The organism is Pseudogemmobacter faecipullorum (genome assembly GCF_020539525.1).
In the GTDB taxonomy this organism is placed as follows: domain Bacteria; phylum Pseudomonadota; class Alphaproteobacteria; order Rhodobacterales; family Rhodobacteraceae; genus Pseudogemmobacter; species Pseudogemmobacter faecipullorum.
The window spans coordinates 129,918-149,715 of record NZ_JACDXX010000004.1 but is presented as its reverse complement, the minus strand read 5'-3'; the positions used below and the strand labels follow the sequence as shown (position 1 = coordinate 149,715).

14 protein-coding genes are annotated in these 19,798 nt (G+C 62.6%); 9 read left to right on the top strand and 5 right to left on the bottom strand.

Annotation, left to right across the window (positions count from 1 at the left end; genetic code table 11):
- Position 1 precedes the first annotated feature (1 nt).
- On the bottom strand, positions 2-832 hold the full coding sequence (locus H0485_RS05890; protein ID WP_226934436.1) for a prephenate dehydratase: 831 nt from the start codon (positions 830-832) through the stop codon (positions 2-4).
- Positions 833-959: 127 nt separating this feature from the next.
- Between H0485_RS05890 and H0485_RS05885 the strand changes: the two genes are divergently transcribed.
- From H0485_RS05885 to H0485_RS05860, 6 genes are all read left to right on the top strand, one after another.
- Entirely contained in the window at positions 960-1,490 is a 531-nt protein-coding gene (locus tag H0485_RS05885; RefSeq protein WP_226934435.1) for a c-type cytochrome, read from the top strand.
- A gap of 153 nt (positions 1,491-1,643) precedes the next feature.
- Entirely contained in the window at positions 1,644-3,824 is a 2,181-nt protein-coding gene (locus tag H0485_RS05880; RefSeq protein WP_226934434.1) for an extracellular solute-binding protein, read from the top strand.
- A 12-nt stretch (positions 3,825-3,836) separates the two neighbouring features.
- A complete protein-coding gene (locus tag H0485_RS05875) occupies positions 3,837-4,988 on the top strand; it encodes a microcin C ABC transporter permease YejB (RefSeq protein ID WP_226934433.1) in 1,152 nt (383 codons plus the stop codon).
- Positions 4,988-6,097, top strand: coding sequence for an ABC transporter permease (locus H0485_RS05870; RefSeq protein WP_226934432.1), 1,110 nt, complete (start codon positions 4,988-4,990; stop codon positions 6,095-6,097). The genes H0485_RS05875 and H0485_RS05870 overlap by 1 nt, the downstream gene beginning before the upstream one ends.
- Positions 6,094-7,710 (top strand): ABC transporter ATP-binding protein, encoded by a 1,617-nt coding sequence (locus H0485_RS05865; protein WP_226934431.1) that lies wholly within the window; start codon positions 6,094-6,096, stop codon positions 7,708-7,710. Before H0485_RS05870 ends, H0485_RS05865 begins: the two co-directional genes overlap by 4 nt.
- On the top strand, positions 7,707-8,933 hold the full coding sequence (locus H0485_RS05860; protein ID WP_226934430.1) for a glycosyltransferase family 4 protein: 1,227 nt from the start codon (positions 7,707-7,709) through the stop codon (positions 8,931-8,933). Before H0485_RS05865 ends, H0485_RS05860 begins: the two co-directional genes overlap by 4 nt.
- Here the strand turns inward: H0485_RS05860 and hemN are convergent.
- Positions 8,930-10,291 (bottom strand): oxygen-independent coproporphyrinogen III oxidase, encoded by a 1,362-nt coding sequence (gene hemN, locus H0485_RS05855; protein WP_226934429.1) that lies wholly within the window; start codon positions 10,289-10,291, stop codon positions 8,930-8,932. The genes H0485_RS05860 and hemN overlap by 4 nt on opposite strands.
- Positions 10,292-10,352: 61 nt before the next feature.
- Here hemN and fnrL point away from each other — a divergent pair, with 61 nt between their 5' ends.
- Entirely contained in the window at positions 10,353-11,129 is a 777-nt protein-coding gene (fnrL, locus tag H0485_RS05850) for a transcriptional regulator FnrL (protein WP_226934576.1), read from the top strand.
- Between the two features lie 27 nt (positions 11,130-11,156).
- On the opposite strand, the gene H0485_RS05845 is transcribed toward fnrL, so the two are convergent.
- On the bottom strand, positions 11,157-12,032 hold the full coding sequence (locus H0485_RS05845) for an SDR family oxidoreductase (RefSeq protein ID WP_226934428.1): 876 nt from the start codon (positions 12,030-12,032) through the stop codon (positions 11,157-11,159).
- 134 nt (positions 12,033-12,166) lie between these two features.
- On the opposite strand from H0485_RS05845, the gene H0485_RS05840 reads away from it, so the two are divergent.
- Positions 12,167-13,651, top strand: a complete 1,485-nt coding sequence (locus H0485_RS05840) for an AMP nucleosidase (RefSeq protein ID WP_226934427.1) — start codon at positions 12,167-12,169, stop codon at positions 13,649-13,651.
- A 147-nt stretch (positions 13,652-13,798) separates the two neighbouring features.
- Complete coding sequence (locus tag H0485_RS05835) at positions 13,799-14,086, top strand: HU family DNA-binding protein (RefSeq protein ID WP_226934426.1); 288 nt, start codon at positions 13,799-13,801, stop codon at positions 14,084-14,086.
- Between the two features lie 57 nt (positions 14,087-14,143).
- On the opposite strand, the gene H0485_RS05830 is transcribed toward H0485_RS05835, so the two are convergent.
- Both H0485_RS05830 and gltB read right to left on the bottom strand, forming a co-directional pair.
- Complete coding sequence (locus tag H0485_RS05830) at positions 14,144-15,067, bottom strand: cation diffusion facilitator family transporter (RefSeq protein ID WP_226934425.1); 924 nt, start codon at positions 15,065-15,067, stop codon at positions 14,144-14,146.
- A 160-nt stretch (positions 15,068-15,227) separates the two neighbouring features.
- Positions 15,228-19,766: a glutamate synthase large subunit gene (gene gltB / locus H0485_RS05825; protein WP_226934424.1), complete on the bottom strand. Its 4,539-nt coding sequence runs from the start codon at positions 19,764-19,766 to the stop codon at positions 15,228-15,230.
- Positions 19,767-19,798 lie beyond the last annotated feature (32 nt).

Genomic DNA, 19,798 nt, shown 5'->3' with positions numbered 1-19,798 from the left:
CTCAGCCGCGGGTACGGGCCGAAGGATAGACCCCCAGAATATTCAGCTCGGTGGTGAAGAAATTCAGCTCCTCCAGCGCCCGCGCCAGCGCCGGATCCCCGGGGTGACCATCCACCTCGGCATAGAAGGCCGTCGCGATGAACCGACCGCCGACCATATAGCTTTCCAGCTTGGTCATGTTCACCCCATTGGTGGCGAAGCCGCCCAGAGCTTTATAAAGCGCAGCCGGGATATTGCGGACCTGGAAGGTGAAAGAGGTGATCATATTCTCTGAACGCCGGCTGTGATCGGGCTCACGGCTCATCACCAGAAAACGGGTGGTGTTATTGCCCTGATCCTCGATATGGCGGCCGAGCACCTCGAGGCCATAGATCCCGGCGGCGAGCTCACTCGCCAGTGCGCCCCGGGCCGTATTATTCGCCTCGGCGGCCTCGCGCGCGGCTTTGGCATTATCCGAGCTCACCACACCGCGAATGCCATGCTGCTTCAGGAAGCCCGCGCATTGCGGCAGAATCACCACATGGCCATGCGCCTCGCGCACATCCTCCAGCCTGGCGCCCTTCACCCCCAGCAGGTTCACATGCACCCGCACAAAGGCCTCATCAATAATATGCAGACCTGATTTCGGCAAAAGGCTGTGCACATCGGCAACACGGCCATAGGTCGAGTTTTCGACCGCCAGCATGCCAAGCTCAGCCTCGCCGGATTTCACTGCATCAACAACCTCCTGGAAGGTGGTGCAGGGCAGAATTTCCATGCCCGGACGGGCCTCGGCGCAGGCCTGGTGGGAATAGGCACCAGGTTCTCCCTGGAAAGCGATCGGGCCGGACATGGGTCAATCTCCTGAAAAATCTGTGTCTGAACGTCGTCAGAGACGATTGGTCGCGCGTCTACACCTTGCAACGTACCCTGGGAAGCGGCTAATACCCCTTGCAAGACGACCAAGGGATGCGCTCGACATGTTCGACACGATGACGATGACCAAGGCGACCGCTGCTGTCTGCTCTGCACTTCTCGTGCTGTTGTTGGGCAAATGGGCCGCCACTTCGCTGTACAGCACCGACCCGAATGCGGGTCATCATGGCGAGGAGCCTGTCCAGGCCTACGCGATTGATACCGGCGCAGCCGCAGGCGGCGCTGAGGAAGCTGGCGCAGCTGAGGCTGACTTCGCCACCATCTATGCTTCGGCCGATGCGGCCGCTGGCGAGAAAGTCTTCGGCAAGTGCAAAGCCTGCCACAAGCTCGATGGCAAGGATGTCACCGGTCCGCACCTGAACGGCATCGTCGATCGCGCGATCGCAAGCGCCGCAGGTTTCGCCTATTCGACCTCGATGGCCGAACATGCCGACAGCACCTGGACCCCGGAGCACCTGGACACTTTCCTCAAAGCCCCGAAAGGCTTTGCCTCGAACACCAAAATGTCCTTCGCTGGTCTGCCCAAGCCCGAAGACCGCGCCAATCTGATCGCTTTCCTCGCGACCCAGCAATAAGCTGACGCCTTTCAGGCTCTGAATTTCAAAAGCCATGCCCTCGGGCGTGGCTTTTTTCTTGGCCAGAGGGCAAGCTCACGCAAACGCGGCTTTTCCCCGGACCTGCGGGGCCTTAGCAATAGCCGGAGCAGGATACGGGGACCGGGGGATCGGATGAAGGCACAGCCTGGTGCGAATGGGGGCCGGATCGCAGCGGCACAGCCGGAAGGCCGGGGCCTAGCGCCAGGCCTCTGGAGCAGCCTCGCCCTGACGGCAGGCCTCGGCCTCGCTGGGCTGCTGGCTTCGGCGCTGCAAGCCCAGGACAATCCCGAAGCCAGCGCGCCGGATGAAGCGGCGGAGACGGCGGATCAGATCACCATTTCGCATGGCATCACCACCTTCAACGGCGATCCGCTCGCACTGGCTGCCGATTTCCCCCATCTGCCCTATGTGAACCCTGATGCGCCAAAGGGCGGCGAGATCAGCCTGCCCGCCGTGCTCGCCGGGTTCGATTCGATGAACCCCTATTCGGTGCAGGGCCGCGCCGCCCAGGGCTCCAGCTCGATGCTGGAGACCATCCTGACCGGCACTGCAGATGAAATTGGCGTTTCCTACTGCTTTATGTGCACGACGCTGGAATATCCGGCGGACCGCTCCTGGGTGATCTTCAATCTGCGCGAGGATATCCGTTTTTCCGACGGCACGCCGCTGACCGCCGATGATGTGATTTTCTCATATGAGATCCTGCGCGACAAAGGCTTGTCTGATTTCCGCCAGGTTCTGGGGCAGCTGTTCACCGGGGCCGAGGCCCTTGGCCCCTATCGGGTAAAGTTCAGCTTTGCCGAAGGCGTGCCGACCCGCGATCTGCCGGAAATGGCAGGCGGGCTGCCGGTGCTGTCAAAGGCACATTATCTCGCCAATGATCTGGATCTGGCCGAAAGCTCGATGACGCCTTTCCTCGGCAGCGGCCCCTATGTGCCGCAGCCGGTCTCGGGCGCAACCTCGATCCGCTACCTGCGTAACCCCGATTACTGGGCCCAGGACCTGCCCTTTGGCCGGGGCATGAATAATTACGATGTGATCCGCTACGAATATTTCGCCGAAGCCAATACCGCCTTTGAGGCCTTCAAAGGCGGGATCTATACTTTCCGTCAGGAGAATGTGGCCCGGCAATGGGCGCAGAACTACACTTTCCCTGCGGTACAGAACGGGCTGATCCGGCTCGAAGAGCTGGAACTGGGCACCAAGGCCAATGGTCAGTCCTGGGTGTTCAACCTGCGCCGCCCGGCCTGGCAGGATGCGCGGGTGCGCGAGGCGGTCGGGCTGATGTTCAATTTCGAATGGTCGAACCGGGCGCTGTTCTACGGCGCCTATAACCGGATCGATTCATTCTGGGAGAACTCGTGGCTGGCCGCCGAAGGGCCGCCCGGGCCGCAGGAACGTGCCCTGCTGCAGCCGCTCGTCGATGACGGGCTGCTGCCGGCAACGATCCTGACCGATCCGCCTTTCCATCAGCCCGTCTCTTCGGCCGACCGTCAGATCGACCGCACCAACCGGATCCGGGCTGCCGCCTTACTGGATGAGGCCGGCTGGCAGGTCAGGCCGCAGCCACCCGGGCCGCGCATGGCGCTGGGTTTTGCCCTGACCGCGGCGCTGGGGCTGGGGCTGATCGGCGGCGGGCTGGTGATGGGTCCGCGCTTTGAGGGGCGCCGCCAGCTCAGTACGCTGGCGCTTTTGCTGCTGAGCGGTGGCTTTTTCCTCTGGGCCAGGGCCGAGGTGCCGGGCGCCGAGGACGGTTTCCGGCGCAATGCGCAGGGCGAATTGCTGCGCCTTGAGTTTCTCGACGACAACCCGTCTTTTGAGCGTATCATCGCCCCCTATGTCGAAAATCTGCGCTCGCTTGGCATCGATGCCTGGCTGAATTCGATCGATTCCGCGCAATATGAGGTGCGGACCCGCAATCCGGATTATGATTTCGACGTGACCGGCAGCTTCACCCCGACCAGCTATGTGCCCAGCTCTGAGCTGAAGCAGTATTTCGGCTCGGAAACCGCCGATATTTCAGTGTTTAACATCGCGGGGCTGAAAAGCCCGGCGGTGGACCGGATGATTGAGATCACCCTCGCCGCCGCCAGCCGCGAGGAGATGACCATCGCCACCCATGCCCTGGACCGCGTGCTCAGGGCCGAGCGCTTCCGGGTGCCGATGTGGTTTTCCCGCAAGGCCCGCGTGGCCTATTACGATATGTATGAACACCCCGCCAGGCTGCCGCCCTATGGCACCGGAGAGCTGAGCTGGTGGTGGATCAATGCCGAAAAGGCCGCAGCCTTCAGGGTCCGCCGGGCTTTGCAGTAAGAGGACAGGGTTTTGGGCGCATATATTCTTCGACGGTTGCTCCTGGTGATCCCGACCCTGTTCGGGATCATGCTGATCAACTTTGCCTTAACCAATGTCGTCCCCGGCGGCCCGCTTGAGCAGATCGAGGCGCGGCTGGCAGGCTCGGGCGATTCCATCGCCGCGATCGGTGGCTCGACCTCTGATGCCGGGCTCGGGGATGGTTCAGGCGATGGCTATACCGGCGCGCGCGGCCTCTCGCCCGAGTTTCGCGCCCAGCTTGAGGTGCAGTTCGGCTTTGCCCGCATCCTCTGCGCCGAGGGCTTTACCGGCACGCCCAGCCTGAAAAATGAGGCCTGCGAAAAAGAGATGATCCCCTTCTGGGAGCGGTTCGGCATTATGATGTGGAACTATGCCCAGTTCGATCTGGGCGAGAGCTATTTCCGCAAGATCTCGGTCTTTGACCTGGTGCTGGAAAAAATGCCGGTCTCGATCACGCTTGGCCTGTGGTCAACGCTGCTGGCCTATCTGATTTCGATCCCGCTCGGCATCCGCAAGGCGGTAAAAGACGGCTCGCGCTTTGACACCTGGACCTCGGGGGTGATCATCGCCGCCTATGCCATCCCAGGCTTCCTGTTCGCGATCCTGCTGATGGTGCTGTTCGCCGGGGGCAGCTACTGGCAGATCTTCCCCCTGCGCGGCCTGACCTCGGAAAACTGGGAGAGCCTGAGCTGGTGGAGCAAGATCACCGATTACCTCTGGCATATTGCTCTGCCGGTCACGGCGCAGCTGATCGCCAGCTTTGCCACGCTGACGCTGCTGACCAAAAACTCGTTCCTCGATGAGATCCGCAAGCAATATGTGATGACGGCGCGGGCCAAAGGCCTGTCGGAAAGCCGGGTGCTTTATGGCCATGTGTTCCGCAATGCCATGCTGATCGTCATTGCCGGTTTCCCGGCGCTGTTCCTCGGCGTCTTCTTTGGCTCATCGCTGATCATCGAGATGATCTTCACCCTCGATGGCCTTGGCCTGCTGGGCTACCGCGCCGCGATTGAGCGTGATTACGCGGTGATGTTCGGCACGCTGTTCGCCTTTGGCCTGATCGGCCTCGTCGTCGGGATTATTTCCGATCTGATGTATGTGCTGATTGATCCGCGCATTGATTTTGAGAAGAGGGCGAGCTGATGCCATTGTCGCCGCTGAACCAGCGCCGCTGGCGCAATTTCAAAGCCAATAAGCGGGCCTTCTGGTCGCTGATCCTGTTTGCTGTGATCTATCTGCTGACGCTGGGCGCCGAGCTGATCGCCAATGACCGCCCGCTGGCGGTGCGCTATCAGGGCTCCTGGCATTTCCCGGTAGCGAAATTCTATCCCGAAACCGCCTTTGGCGGCGATCTGCGCACCGGGGCGAATTACTCGCTGCCCGAGGTGCAGTGTCTGATCCTCTCGGGCGGCAACCGGCAATGCTGGGAAGAGCCCGAGGCGATCATCACCGAGGTGAGGGAAAAGGGCACCGCCCTTGGTCAGCCAGTCGAGAAAGGCGCGCTGATCTGGCCGCTGATCCCTTACCGCTATAACACCATCGTCAATACCGGCGGCACGGCGGCGGCCCCGCCCTCGGCACAGAACTGGCTCGGCACCGATGAGGCCTCACGCGATGTGCTGGCGCGGGTGATCTATGGCTTTCGCCTCTCGGTCACTTTCGCGCTGATCGTCACCGCGCTGAATGCGGTGATCGGCGTCGCGGCAGGCGCGGTCCAGGGCTATTTCGGCGGCCGCACCGATCTGATCTTCCAGCGCGTGATCGAACTCTGGGGCTCGATCCCCTCGATCTATGTCATCATCATTCTGACCGCAGTCTGGGCGAAAAGCTTCTGGCTGATGGTCTTCCTGATGGTGCTGTTTGGCTGGACCGCGCTGGTGGGCGTGGTGCGGGCCGAGTTTCTGCGGGCGCGGAATTTCGAATATATCCGCGCGGCCAAAGCGCTTGGCGTGCCCGATCTGCAGATCATCCTGCGCCATATGCTGCCCAATGCCATGGTCGCCACCCTGACCATGCTGCCCTTCATCGTCACCGGCACCATCGGCTCGCTGGCCATGCTTGATTACCTCGGCTTTGGCCTTCCGGCCTCGGCGCCTTCGCTGGGCCAGCTGTCGCGTCAGGCCCAGGGCAATCTTCAGGCCCCGCATCTGGCCTTTGTCGCCTTTTTCACCTTCGCCATCATGCTGACCCTGCTGATCTTTATCTTCGAGGGCATCCGTGACGCATTCGACCCGAGGAAAACCTTCAGATGACCCTGCTGGATGTAAAAAATCTGACGGTCAGCTTCGCGCAGGACGGGCGGCAGATCGAAGCCGTGAAAGGCGTGTCCTTCAGCGTGAACCGGGGCGAGACCGTCGCCCTGGTCGGTGAAAGCGGCTCGGGCAAGTCCGTCACCGCGCTTTCGACGCTGAAACTGCTGGCCGATAATGCCACGGTGGGCGGGCAGATCCTCTGGCAGGGCCGGGATATTGCCACTTTGCCCGAACGTGAGCTGCGCCGGATGCGCGGTGATGACATCAGCTTCATCTTCCAGGAGCCGATGACCTCGCTGAACCCGCTGCATACGATTGAGCGCCAGATCACCGAAAGCCTCGAGCTGCATCAGGGGCTGCGCGGCGCAAAAGCCCGGGCGCGGGTGATTGATCTTTTGACCAAGGTCGGCATCAGAGATCCCGAAAGCCGCCTCAGCGCCTGGCCGCATCAGCTTTCGGGCGGGCAGCGCCAGCGGGTGATGATCGCCATGGCGCTGGCCAATGGCCCGGAACTGCTGATCGCCGATGAGCCGACCACGGCGCTGGATGTGACGATCCAGGCCCAGATCCTTGAGCTGCTGGCCGATCTGAAAAAATCCGAAGGCCTCAGCCTGCTGTTCATCACCCATGATCTCAACATTGTGCGCCGCATCGCCGACCGGGTCTGCGTCATGCAGGGCGGGGTGATCGTCGAACAGGGCACAGCCGAAGAGGTCTTTGGCAATCCACAGCATCCCTATACGCAAAAGCTGCTGGCGGCCGAGGCGCGGGGCATTCCTGATCCGGTGCCCGAAAGCGCGCCAGTCGTGCTCAGCGCTGAACATCTGAAGGTCTGGTTCCCGATCACCAAAGGTTTTTTCAAACGCGTCACCGGCCATGTGAAGGCCGTGAATGACGCCAGCCTGTCGATCCGCGCCGGCGAGACTCTGGGGGTTGTCGGCGAAAGCGGCTCGGGCAAGACCACGCTGGCGCTGGCACTGATGCGGCTGATCGGCTCAGAAGGGCCGGTGGTGTTTATGGGCCAAAAGATTTCAGGCCTGGCCGGTTCTGCCCTGCGCGATCTGCGCCGCGATCTGCAGATCGTGTTCCAGGACCCTTTCGGCAGCCTCTCGCCGCGCATGACCGCCGGGCAGATCATCGCCGAAGGCCTGGGCGTGCATGGGGTTGAGCCGGGCCGGAACCGCGAGGAGATGGTGGCAGAGATCATGCGCGAGGTCGGGCTCGATCCGGCGATGATGACCCGCTATCCGCATGAGTTTTCAGGCGGGCAGCGCCAGCGCATCGCCATTGCCCGCGCCATGATCCTGCGCCCGAAACTTGTGGTGCTCGACGAGCCGACCTCGGCGCTGGATATGACGGTTCAGGTGCAGATTGTTGAGCTGCTGCGCGATCTGCAGCGCAAATATGGCCTCGCCTATCTCTTCATCAGCCACGATCTGCGCGTCATCCGCGCCATGTCGCATCAGGTGATGGTGATGCGCGCCGGTGATGTGGTGGAGGCAGGCACGACCGGGCAGATCTTCACCAGCCCCGCCACCGATTACACCCGGGCGCTGATGAAAGCCGCCTTTGGCGATCTGCAGCTGGCCGCAGAGGAGGGCGCGCCGGTTTGAAAATCCTGTTCGTCCATCAGAATTTCCCGGGCCAGTTTCCGCATCTGGCCCCGGAGCTGATGCGGCAGGGACATCAGGTCAATGCCCTGACCGATGGGGCAAATCAGCGCCAGAGCAGCATTCCCGCCTGGCGCTACCGCTTTCAGCCCCAGCCGGTTGACCCGGCGGCAACGCGGCTTGGCCGCAATTACACCACCATGTCTGACCGGGGCGTGGCGGTGGCGCGCGCCGCTTTGCAGCTGCGCCAGCGTGAGGGCTATATCCCCGATCTGATCATCGGCCATTCCGGCTGGGGCGAGACCTTGTTTCTCAAAGAGGTCTGGCCCGGGGCAAAACTGCTGGTCTATTCCGAGTTTTACTATCGCGGCACCGGCATGGATGTGGGCTTTGACCCGGAATTCAGCCCCGCCAGTTTTGACCAGGTGATGATCGCCCAGGGCCGCGCCGCGCATCTGGGCCAGGCCTTGCTGCATGCCGATATGGGCCTTTCGCCCACATACTGGCAGGCCTCGACCCATCCGCCGGCGCTGCGCCAGCGTATCGAGGTGATCTTTGACGGCGTCGATACCGATCTGGTCCGCCCCGTGCCATCGGCGCGGCTGCGCCTGCCCGATGGCACCGATCTGGCGGCGGGGGATGAGGTGCTGACCTTCGTGAACCGCAATCTCGAACCCTACCGCGGCTATCACATCTTCATGCGGATGCTGCCTGAGCTGATGGCGCTGCGCCCCGCTGCGCGGGTGGTGATCGTCGGCGGGGATGAGGTCAGCTATGGCGCTGCCCCGCCCGGGGCAAAGGGCTGGAAAGAGCATTTTCTGCGCGAGGTGCGCGACCGGATCGATCTGGCCCGTGTGCATTTCACCGGCAAGCTGCCCTATAGCGATTATCTGAAACTGCTGCAGATTTCGCGGGTGCATGCCTATCTGACCTATCCTTTCGTCCTCTCCTGGTCGATGGTCGAGGCCATGGCGGCGGGCGCGCTGGTCGTTGCCTCGCGCACCGCCCCGGTTGCAGAACTGATCCGCCATGGCGAGAACGGGCTGCTGGTCGATTTCTTTGACCAGCAGGCCTGGGCGCGCCAGCTGGCCATCTGCCTGGAAAACCCCGGGCAATACGCGCCTTTGCGCGAACAGGCCCGGGCGGATGTCCTCAGGCAGTATGATCTGAAGCGGGTCTGTCTGCCCGCCCAGCTGGCTTTGGTCAACCGGCTGCTGGCGGGTTAAACCGCCGCCGAATGCCTGGCCCCGGCCCCGGCGCTGTCATAGCTGTCAAAAGCCCGGGCGATGATCCGGGTCAGCGGCCGCGCCCGTTCAGGGATCGTCAGCACCCCCTCCTGCAGCAGCAGCATATCCTCAAACTGCGCCACCACCCCGGCAAAGAGACTGTCGATCTGGCCTGGTGCAGCCCCGGTCTCCTGCACCAGCGCCTCGCGCGAGACCCGGAAGTCGCACATCAGCGCCTCGATAATCCGGCCGCGCAGCCGGTCTTCCGCCGTGAAAACATGGCCCTTTGCCACCGAGAACCGCCCGGCGCGGATTGCTTTGGTATGGGAAGCGGTGGCGGGCGCATTCTGGGCATAGCCCTGGGGGAAACGCGAGATAGAGGAGGCGCCGATGCCGATCAGCACTTCGGCCTGGTCATCGGTATAGCCCTGGAAATTACGCCGCAGCTGGCCCGCCTTCGCCGCCCGCGCCAGCCCGTCAGTGGGCAGAGCGAAATGGTCGATACCGATCTGATCATAGCCATCCGCCGCAAAAAGCTGGCGCGCGGTCTCGAACAGAGCGAGGCGTTCCTCGGGCGTCGGCAGGCTGTCCGAAGGGATCAGCTGCTGGCGCCGGCTCATCCAGGGGACATGGGCATAGCCATAAAGCGCCACCCGGTCCGGCGAGAGCGACAGCAGCTTCTGCACAGAATCGCTGATCCGCTCACGGGTCTGATGCGGCAGGCCATAGAGAATATCGCAGTTCAGCGAGGTGATGCCGCGCGCGCGCAGCCCCTCGGCAATGCGCAGGGTCAGCTCATAGCTCTGATCGCGGCCGATTGCGGTCTGGATCTCGGGATCGAAATCCTGCACCCCGATTGAGGCCCGGTTCATACCCGCCCCGGCCAAAGCATCAAGGCGCGCCGGATCGGCCTCATTGGGGTCGATCTCGACCGAAAACTCGCCGCCCGGGGCCATGGGCAGCACCCTGGCGATGGAACCGGCAATGCTGCGGATCTGATCGGGGGGCAGCAAAGTCGGCGTTCCGCCGCCCCAGTGCAGCCGGGAAAGTGTCACGCCCTCAGGCAGATAGCGGACCAGATGATCAATTTCACGACGCAGGGTCTCGGCATAGGCAATCACCGGATCCTCGCTGCTGGTCCCCTGGGTGCGGCAGGCGCAGAACCAGCACAGGCGCCGGCAGAAGGGCACATGCAGATAGAGCGAGATCTGTGAACCGGGCCTGACGGCGCGGATCCAGCCGGTGAGATCATCAGCCCCGACGGCCGCCGAAAAATGCGGAGCGGTCGGGTAAGAGGTGTAGCGCGGCACTCTTGCGTCAAATAGCCCGAGTCTGCTGAGTTGCACATTGATTTGCATGCATCTACCCTAAGCTGCAAAGACGCAAGCTTCCTTGACGCAGATCAACGGTGGAAAAATCATGGCCGAGGCTTCTGGTCTTTCGCCCGCCCTTTCTTCAGCTGAAAAAAACCCTTTGCATCTGCAATGCGGTGAATGCCCGATCCGACATCGCGCCGTCTGCGCCCGCTGCGATAACGAGGAGCTGACCGCCCTCGAGAATCTGAAATATTATCGCCGCTTTGAAGCCGGTCAGCCGGTGGTCTGGTCCGGCGACCGGATGGATTTCGTCGCCTCGGTGGTGACCGGGATCGCCACTCTGACCCAGACCATGGAGGACGGACGCCGCCAGATGGTCGGACTGCTGCTGCCCTCGGATTTCGTCGGGCGGCCAGGCCGGATGATCGCCGGTTATGATGTGACGGCGGCCACCGATCTGGTTATGTGCTGCTTCCGTCGCAAACCTTTCGAAGAGATGATGGCGACCACACCGCATGTGGCGCAGCGCCTGCTGGAAATGACGCTCGATGAGCTGGATGCGGCGCGGGAATGGATGCTGCTGCTCGGGCGCAAGACCGCGCGCGAGAAGATCGCCTCGCTGCTGGCGATTATCGCGCGCCGCGATGCCTCGCTGAACCTGCGCCGTGCCTCGGGCAAGCTGATGGTTGACCTGCCGCTGACGCGCGAGGAAATGGCCGATTATCTGGGCCTGACCCTGGAAACCGTCAGCCGCCAGATCTCGGCGCTGAAACGCGACGGGGTGATTTTGCTGGAAGGCAAACGCCAGATCCTGGTGCCGGATTTCGACCGCCTGCTGGAAGAAGCCGGCGATGATTGTGACGGCGGCATTCCGGGCTGAGGGCCGAAAGCGAGGGGGCCGCCCCCCTCAGACCCCCGGGATATTTTCAGACAGCTGATCTGCCGCTTCGGCAGCGAGGATGGCGCGCAGACCGGCGTGGTAATCGGGGCATTGCAGCACCACGCCCAGCTCGGCCTTGATCCGGTCATTTCGCACCCGACGGCATTCGGCATAGAAACTGCGCGCCATAGGCGAAAGCTCGGCCGTGGCGAAATCCAGCGCCTCGGGCAGGGGCAGGCCGATCATCTGCGCCGCCGCGACCAGCACCTCATCAGCTCCTGCGGGCAGATCATCGCAGAGGTTATAGATCCGGCCCGGATCAGGGCGCGCGATCGAGGCCAGCAGCACCCGGACGATATCCTCAACATAGATGCGCGAGAACACCTGGCCCTGCTTGACGATCCTTTGGGCCTGGCCAGAGCGCAGCCTGGCAAAGGGGCCGCGGCCGGGGCCGTAAATGCCGGCGAGGCGGAAGACATGCAGCGGCAGTCCGCTGGCAAGCCAGGCGGCTTCAGCCGCCGCCCGGTCGGCCGACCGGCCCCGCGCCGGGGCGAGCGGGCTGTCCTCATCGACCCAGGCCCCGCCGGTATCGCCATAAACCCCGGTGGTGGAAAGATAGCCAAACCATTCCGGCCCCGCCTCGCGCAGGAGCGGCGCGAGATGCATGAACGGATCATGGCCGTCAATCGGGCTGGCGGAATGCAGAATATGTGTCGCCGAGGCAATCGCCGCCTCAGGCTTGGCTCCCGGCTGCCAGAGCAGCGGCTCCACACCTTCGGCCTCCAGCGCCCTGACCTTGACCGCATCGCGGGTTGTACCGATCACCCGCCATCCCTGAGCAATCAGAGCGCGGGCAAAAAGACGGGCCGTATAGCCATGGCCGAGCGAGAGAAGCGTTTTCATAGCCGCGAGTATCGCCCCCCGGCGCCGGCCCCGCAAGCACCCGCAGTGTCATCTGCTGTTCACTTGCCTTGCGCGGCAGTCTGGCGCTTAATCGCCTGAGACCTCCCCCTGCCCCGGCCCCTGATTGCCCGGGCATGAAACAGCAGGAAACCGTGTCGAACCTGAACGCCCCTCTCCCCGCCGAACATGAAGATTTCCTCGATGCCGAGGCGGCCGTTGACCGGCTGCAGGCGCTTTATGATGAGGCGACCGGGCTGTTGCTGCAGGAATTCAGCCGGGCGCTGCAGGAGGGCCGCCCCTCGCGCCGTATCCGCGCCTTTTATCCCGAAATCCGCCTGCAGGTTGACAGTTTCAGCAAGGTCGACACCCGGCTTGCTTTTGGCCATGTCGCCCATCCCGGGCACTATTCCACCACCGTCACCCGGCCGGATCTGTTCCGCAATTATCTGATCCAGCAGATCGGCCTGCTGATCCGCAACCATGGCGTGCCGGTCAGTATCGGCGCCTCGAAAACCCCGATCCCGGTGCATTTTGCCGTCGCCTCCGATCCGGAATTGACCGTGCCCCAGGAGGCGGCGCTTGATTTTCCGCTGCGCGATGTCTTTGACGTGCCGGATCTGGCCACGATCAATGATGATATCGTCAATGGCACGCTGGAGCGGTTCCCGGATGGGTCGATGCCGCTGGCTGCTTTCACCGCGCAAAGGGTGGATTACTCGCTGGCCCGGCTGGCGCATTACACCGCCACCGCGCCCGAGCATTTCCAGAGCCATGTGCTCTTCACCAATTACCAGTTCTATATCGACGCCTTTGAGGCCTTTGCCCGGGCCGCGCTCGACGATCCCAAATCGGAATACAGCGCCTTCATTGCCACCGGCAATCAGGAGATCACCCGGGGCGACCAGCCGCTGGTGGCGCCGCTGAAACTGCCGCAGATGCCCACCTATCACCTCAAGCGCGAGGATGGTCAGGGCATTACCCTGGTCAATATCGGGGTGGGCCCTTCAAATGCCAAAACCGCCACCGACCATATCGCGGTGCTGCGCCCGCATGCCTGGCTGATGGTCGGCCATTGCGCCGGGCTGCGCAATTCTCAGGCGCTGGGGGATTTCGTGCTCGCCCATGCCTATCTGCGCGAGGATCACGTCCTTGATGATGATCTGCCGGTCTGGGTGCCGATCCCGGCTCTGGCCGAGATCCAGATCGCGCTTGAGGATGCCGTGGAAGAGGTGACCCGGCTGGAGGGCTATGAGCTGAAGCGTATCATGCGCACCGGCACCGTCGCCACGATCGACAACCGCAACTGGGAATTGCGCGATCAGTCCGGCCCGGTCAGGCGGCTGTCGCAGTCGCGCGCTGTGGCGCTGGATATGGAAAGCGCCACCATCGCCGCCAATGGTTTTCGCTTCCGGGTGCCCTATGGCACCCTGCTCTGCGTCTCGGACAAGCCGCTGCATGGCGAGCTGAAACTGCCTGGCATGGCCTCTGATTTCTACCGCACCCAGGTGGGCCGTCACCTGCAGATCGGCATCCGCGCGATGGAACTTCTGCGCGAAACGCCGCTCGAACGGATCCACAGCCGGAAACTACGAAGTTTTGATGAGACCGCCTTCCTCTGAAGGCATAAAATTAAGGGAAAAATCGCTCAAATGGTCGCAGATCCTATCTCAGGGGGTTGATTTTCCCCTCCAATCCAGGCGACTGAGCCGCGACCCTGCAAAGGGCGCCCTTAAACGGGCATGAGGAACGAGATCAGGAGACATAAAATGTCCAAGCCGATGACCAAGACCCAGCTGGTAGCCGCTGTTGCCGAAGAGATGGGCGCAGATAAAAAGACCGCTTCGGCTGCCCTCGACGCGATTGCAGCAATCGTTGCCCGTGAAGTGACCGCCGGTGGCGCCGTGACCCTGCCGGGCCTCGGCAAAGTGGCCTGCAAAGAGCGCCCCGAGCGTCAGGTCCGCAACCCGGCAACCGGTGAGACCATGACCAAGGCTGCTGACAAGCAGGTGAAATTCGCAATCGCGAAGGCCCTCAAAGACCTCGTGAACGGCTGATTCTCCGCCACTCTGGCAGAGGATACCGGGCCGCCTTCGGGCGGCCCTTTTTTATGCTTACTCTGCCCAGTCCTGATCGGTGGTAAAGGCGATCGTCAGCCAGCGATGCGGCCCCTCGCCGCCCAGCGCCTCGCCCAGCCGGTCGCGGATGGCATCCCATTCCTCGAGCGGGCGCGGCGGCAGGCCTTTGGGCACGATGAAATAGATCTCGATCTGCGTGCCCCGCCCGACCCGTGCCACATAGGCCCGGTGTGACAGAAAGCCCTCCTGTTTCGCCAGCGCCCGCGCCTTCTGATCGACCTCCTGTTTCAGATCGGCGGGGGTGATCAACAGGATCTCGGCCAGAGCCTGGCGCACCGCCGGCACCGGCAGCGGCAGCACCATCAGACAGATCAGCGCCAGAATGCCGGGGTCAATATAGGGCCGGATCCAGGCAAGCCCGGTCCCTTCCGTCAGCCAGCCGGCGACAAAGGCGATCAGCAGCGCCGCGGTCAGCGCCGAGGAAATCATCCAGCCGGTAACATCAATCGCCAGGATCGCTGAATTCAGCCGCCGGTTCGCCCGGCGCATGAAGAAGGTCATGCTCAGCGCGACACAAAGGGTGAGCGAGGCATAAAGGATCGCCAGGCCAAACTCGAGATCACGCCCGCCCTTCAGCAGCGCATCCACGGCAGAGAACAGCGCATAGGAGGCCGAGCCGATCAGCAAAGTGCCGCTGACGCCGACGACGATCGGCTCAAGATGCCAGAACCCCAGGGTGAAACGCTCGACCAGTTTGCCCTCTTTGCTGCCACTCCCGGCCGAGGAAATCAGCCGCACCACCAGCAGCATCAGCAAAGCGCTGAAGGTATCGAGCAGCGAATAGGTGCCGTCGAACAGGATCGCCCCCGAGCGGGTCAGCAGGCCAAAGCCAATGCCGAAAACCGCCAGGCCAAAGGTCGCTGTCGCTGACACCCTCAGCGCGCGCTGTTCGCGGGTCATTCTTTACGCCCCTCACACCAGAACCACATGGTGCATTTTGCGCCGCCTCTGGCGGGGAAGTCGAGCGAAAAGCCCTTTTGTAAAAGGAACCCCCGCCAGGCTGTGGACTGGCGGGGGGCAGCTCCCGTGGCTTATGCTTATTGGCGAGCCGGGTCTGGCCTTACTCGGCCGGAACCTTTTCAGCCTGCGCGCTCAGCGGCGCGGCGAGATGCGGCAGCATCTCACGCGGGCAGATCTGCAGGAAGTTCTGCTTCTCACGCTCCCAGTCCGCCAGGATCCGCTGTGCTTTGGGCGAGCCGGTTTCCAGCGCATGCCGCCCGATCAGCTCTTTCAGCTGCGCTTCCCAGTGGCTATGCGCCAGATCGGCCACCAACAGGCTTTCGGGGTTGATCCTGGCCGCATTCCCGCCCTTCGGGTCGTAGATATAGGCCATGCCCCCGGTCATCCCGGCGCCGAAATTATCGCCGATATCGCCAAGGATCACCGCCACCCCGCCGGTGGTATATTCGCAGCCGTTTGAACCGCAGCCCTCGATCACCACCTTCGCGCCGGAATTGCGCACCGCAAAGCGCTCACCCGCCCGCCCCGAGGCGAAGAGATAGCCATCGGTCGCGCCATAAAGCACGGTATTGCCGATGATCGTATTCTCTTCGGCTTTCAGCGGCGAGGCCATCAGCGGGCGTACCACGATGGTGCCGCCCGACAGACCCTTGCCAACATAGTCATTGGCATCGCCCGAAACCTCGAGCTTCAGACCATTGACCGCGAATGCCCCCAGGGACTGCCCGGCATTGCCGGTCAGCTTCACCGTCAGATGATCGGGCTGCAGGCTGTTGCGCATGCCGAATTTGCGCACGATATGCGACGAGGCCCGGGTGCCAATGGTGCGCGAGGTATTGCGCACCGCATAGCTCAGCTGCATCTTCTCACCCTCGTCAAAGAAGCGCGCCCCATCCTTGACGATTTCGGCATCCAGCGTATCGGGCACCGCATTGCGCGGCCTGGAACGGTCATAGGTGATGCGGTTCGAGCCATCGACGGTGATCAGCAACGGATTGAGGTCGAGATCATCCAGATCGGCATGGCCGCGCGAGACCTGGGTCAGCAGATCCGGGCGACCGATCACCTCATCGAGCGAGCGCGCCCCGACCGAGGCGAGGATCTCGCGCACCTCCTGGGCGTAGAAGGTGATCAGATTGACCACTTTATCCGCCGAGCCGGTGAACTTGTCGCGCAAAGCCTGATCCTGGGTGCAGACCCCGACCGGGCAGGTATTCGACTGGCACTGCCGTACCATGATACAGCCCATGGCAATCAGCGCGGCCGTGCCGATGCCGAACTCTTCCGCGCCCATCATCGCCGCCATCACTACATCGCGGCCGGTACGCAACCCGCCATCGGTGCGAAGCGTTACCCGCTCGCGCAGGTTATTCATGGTCAGAACCTGATGCGCCTCGGTCAGCCCCATCTCCCAGGGCAGGCCGGCATATTTGATCGAGGTGCCGGGCGAGGCGCCGGTGCCGCCATTATGGCCCGAGACCAGGATAATATCGGCTTTCGCCTTGGCCACGCCTGCCGCAATCGTGCCGACCCCGGAAGAGGAGACCAGCTTCACCGTCACTTTGCAGCGCGGATTGATCTGCTTCAGATCATAGATCAGCTGCGCCAGATCCTCGATCGAATAGATGTCGTGATGCGGCGGCGGCGAGATCAGCGTCACGCCTTTGGTCGAATGCCGCAGCCGCGCGATCAGTTCTGTGACTTTCACCCCCGGCAGCTGACCGCCCTCACCCGGCTTCGCCCCTTGCGCGACCTTGATCTCCAGCTCTTCACAGGCGTTCAGATATTCGGCGGTAACACCAAAACGACCCGAGGCCACCTGTTTGATCTTGGCACAGGGATTGTCGCCATTGGCGAAGGGATGCTGGTGCGCCGGATCCTCACCACCCTCGCCGCTGTCGGATTTCGCCCCGATGCGGTTCATCGCAATGTTCAGCGTCATATGCGCCTCGGGCGAGAGCGCCCCCAGCGACATGCCCGGGGTCACGAACCGCTTGCGGATCGCGGTGATCGATTCGACCTCTTCAATCGGCACCGGCTTGCCCAGGGGTTTGATATCAAGCAGATCACGCAGATGGATCGGCGGATTGGCTCGCATTGCCGCGCTGTAGCCCTTCCACATATCATAGCTGGCGCGGTCACAGGCCGCCTGCAGCATATGCATGGTCTGGGCTTCCCAGCCATGCTTCTCGCCCGAGCGGCGCGCTTTATAAAAGCCACCAATCGGCAGCACTTCCGCGCCGCCCAGCCAGCCACGGGCATGGACCTCTTCGAGCTTGCGCTCGATGCCGTGCAGACCGATGCCGGAAATGCGCGACTGCATGCCGGGGAAATATTCCGCCACCATGGCGCGCGACAGGCCGACCGCCTCAAAATTCAGGCCGCCACGATAGGAGGAGATCACCGAGATCCCCATCTTCGCCATGATCTTGAGCAGGCCCGCGTCTATCGCCTCGCGATATTTGCGCATCGCCTCGACCAGGCTGCCTTCAAGCAGGCCGCGGTCGATGCGGTCGGCAAGGCTGTCCTGGGCAAGATAGGGGTTCACCGTGGTCGCGCCGCAGCCGATCAGCACCGCGAAATAATGCGGGTCGATACATTCTGCCGAGCGCAGATTGATCGAGCAGAAGGTGCGCAGCCCCTTGCGGGTCAGCCAGGAATGCACCGCCGAAGTGGCGAGGATCATCGGCATACCGACCTTTTCCGCATTCTGATGCTCATCGGTCAGGATCAGCTGGCCCGCGCCCGAACGCACCGCATCCTCGGCCTCGGCGCGGATGCGCGCCAGCGCGCCCTGCAGATCATCGAGCGAGGCGCCGGTGGGGAAGGTGCAATCGATGAAAGCGACCTGATCACCAAACTGGCGCACCATCGAATCGAATTCGGCACTGGCAAGGAAGGGGCTTTCCAGCACCAGGATCTCGGTCTGGGCCGAGGTCTCATCCAGCACGTTCTTCAGATTGCCAAAGCGGGTCTTCAGCGACATCACCCGGCCTTCGCGCAAAGAATCGATGGGCGGATTGGTGACCTGGCTGAAATTCTGCCGGAAGTAATGCGACAGCGGGCGGTAGACTTTCGAGAGCACCGCCGGCGGCGTGTCATCGCCCATTGAGGCGATCATCTCTTTGCCATCCTCGGCCATCGGCGCGAGAACCTGCTCCAGTTCCTCGACGGTATAGCCGGCAGCAATCTGACGCTGACGCAGCTCGGGCCCGGAGAACAGCGCGGTTTCCGGCAGCTGGTCCAGCTCGGGCGAAAGATGCACGATCTTGCCAACCCATTCGCTATAGGGCTGGGCTGCGGCCAGTTTATCTTTCATCTCCCGGTCGTGGTAGAGTTTGCCCTCGGCCATATCGACGGCAATCATCTGCCCCGGACCAAGCGCGCCTTTTTCCCGGATGCTCATTTCATCAACCGGCACCATGCCGGCTTCCGAGCCGGCAATCAGCAGACCATCGCCGGTGATCACATAGCGCATCGGGCGCAGACCATTGCGGTCAAGCCCGCCACAGACCCAGCGCCCGTCGGTCATCGCGAGAGCGGCCGGGCCATCCCAGGGTTCAATCACCGAATTGCAGTAGGAATACATATCCGCCCAGGCCTGGGGCATGGTATCGGTCTGTTTCGACCAGGCCTCGGGGATCAGCATGGTCTTTGCCATCGGGGCCGAACGGCCCGAGCGCACCATCACCTCAAACACCGCATCCAGCGCACCCGAATCCGAAGTGCCGCCCGGAATGATCGGCTTGATGTCTTCGGCCATATCCCCGAATGCGCTCGAGGCCATACGGATCTCGTGCGATTTCATCCAGTTAACATTGCCCTTCAGCGTATTGATCTCGCCATTATGGGCCAGCATGCGGAAGGGCTGCGCCAGCCACCATTGCGGGAAAGTATTGGTCGAATAGCGCTGGTGATAGATGGCGAAAGCGCTCTCGAACCGCTCATCCTGCAGATCGGGATAAAATACCGAAACCTGCTCGGCCAGCATCATCCCCTTATAGATCACCGAACGGCAGGAGAGCGAGCAGAGGTAGCAGCCATAGATCCCGGCCGCGGTCACCGCTTTCTCGATGCGGCGGCGAATGATGTAAAGCTCGCGCTCAAACTGCTCGCGGTCGATATCCTTCTCGCAGCGGATCAGGATCTGCTCGATCTCGGGGCGGGTGGCATTGGCTTTCTCGCCCAGAACCGAGACATCAACCGGCACATGGCGCCAGCCATAGATATAATGGCCCATGCGCAAAACTTCGGTCTCAACGATGGTGCGGCAGCGCTCCTGGGCGGCAAAATCGGTGCGCGGCAGGAAGACCTGGCCAACGGCGATCCATTTTTTCGGATCGGGTTCATGGCCGGTGCGGCGCACCACATCATAGAAGAAATCCACCGGAATCTGCACATGGATCCCGGCCCCGTCGCCGGTTTTACCATCGGCATCGACCGCGCCGCGGTGCCAGATCGCCTTCAGCGCATCGATCCCGGCCTGAACCACCTTGCGCGAGGCCTCGCCCGAAATCGACACCACCAGACCGACACCGCAGGAAGAATGCTCATCTTCCGCACGATAGAGGCTGTTGGCATCCATGAAGGCGCGTCTGGCTTCCTCAGATTTCACCCAGGCTTCATCATAATTGGTCATGGCTCACTCCCTGGGGCTGGCGCTGTCGAAGG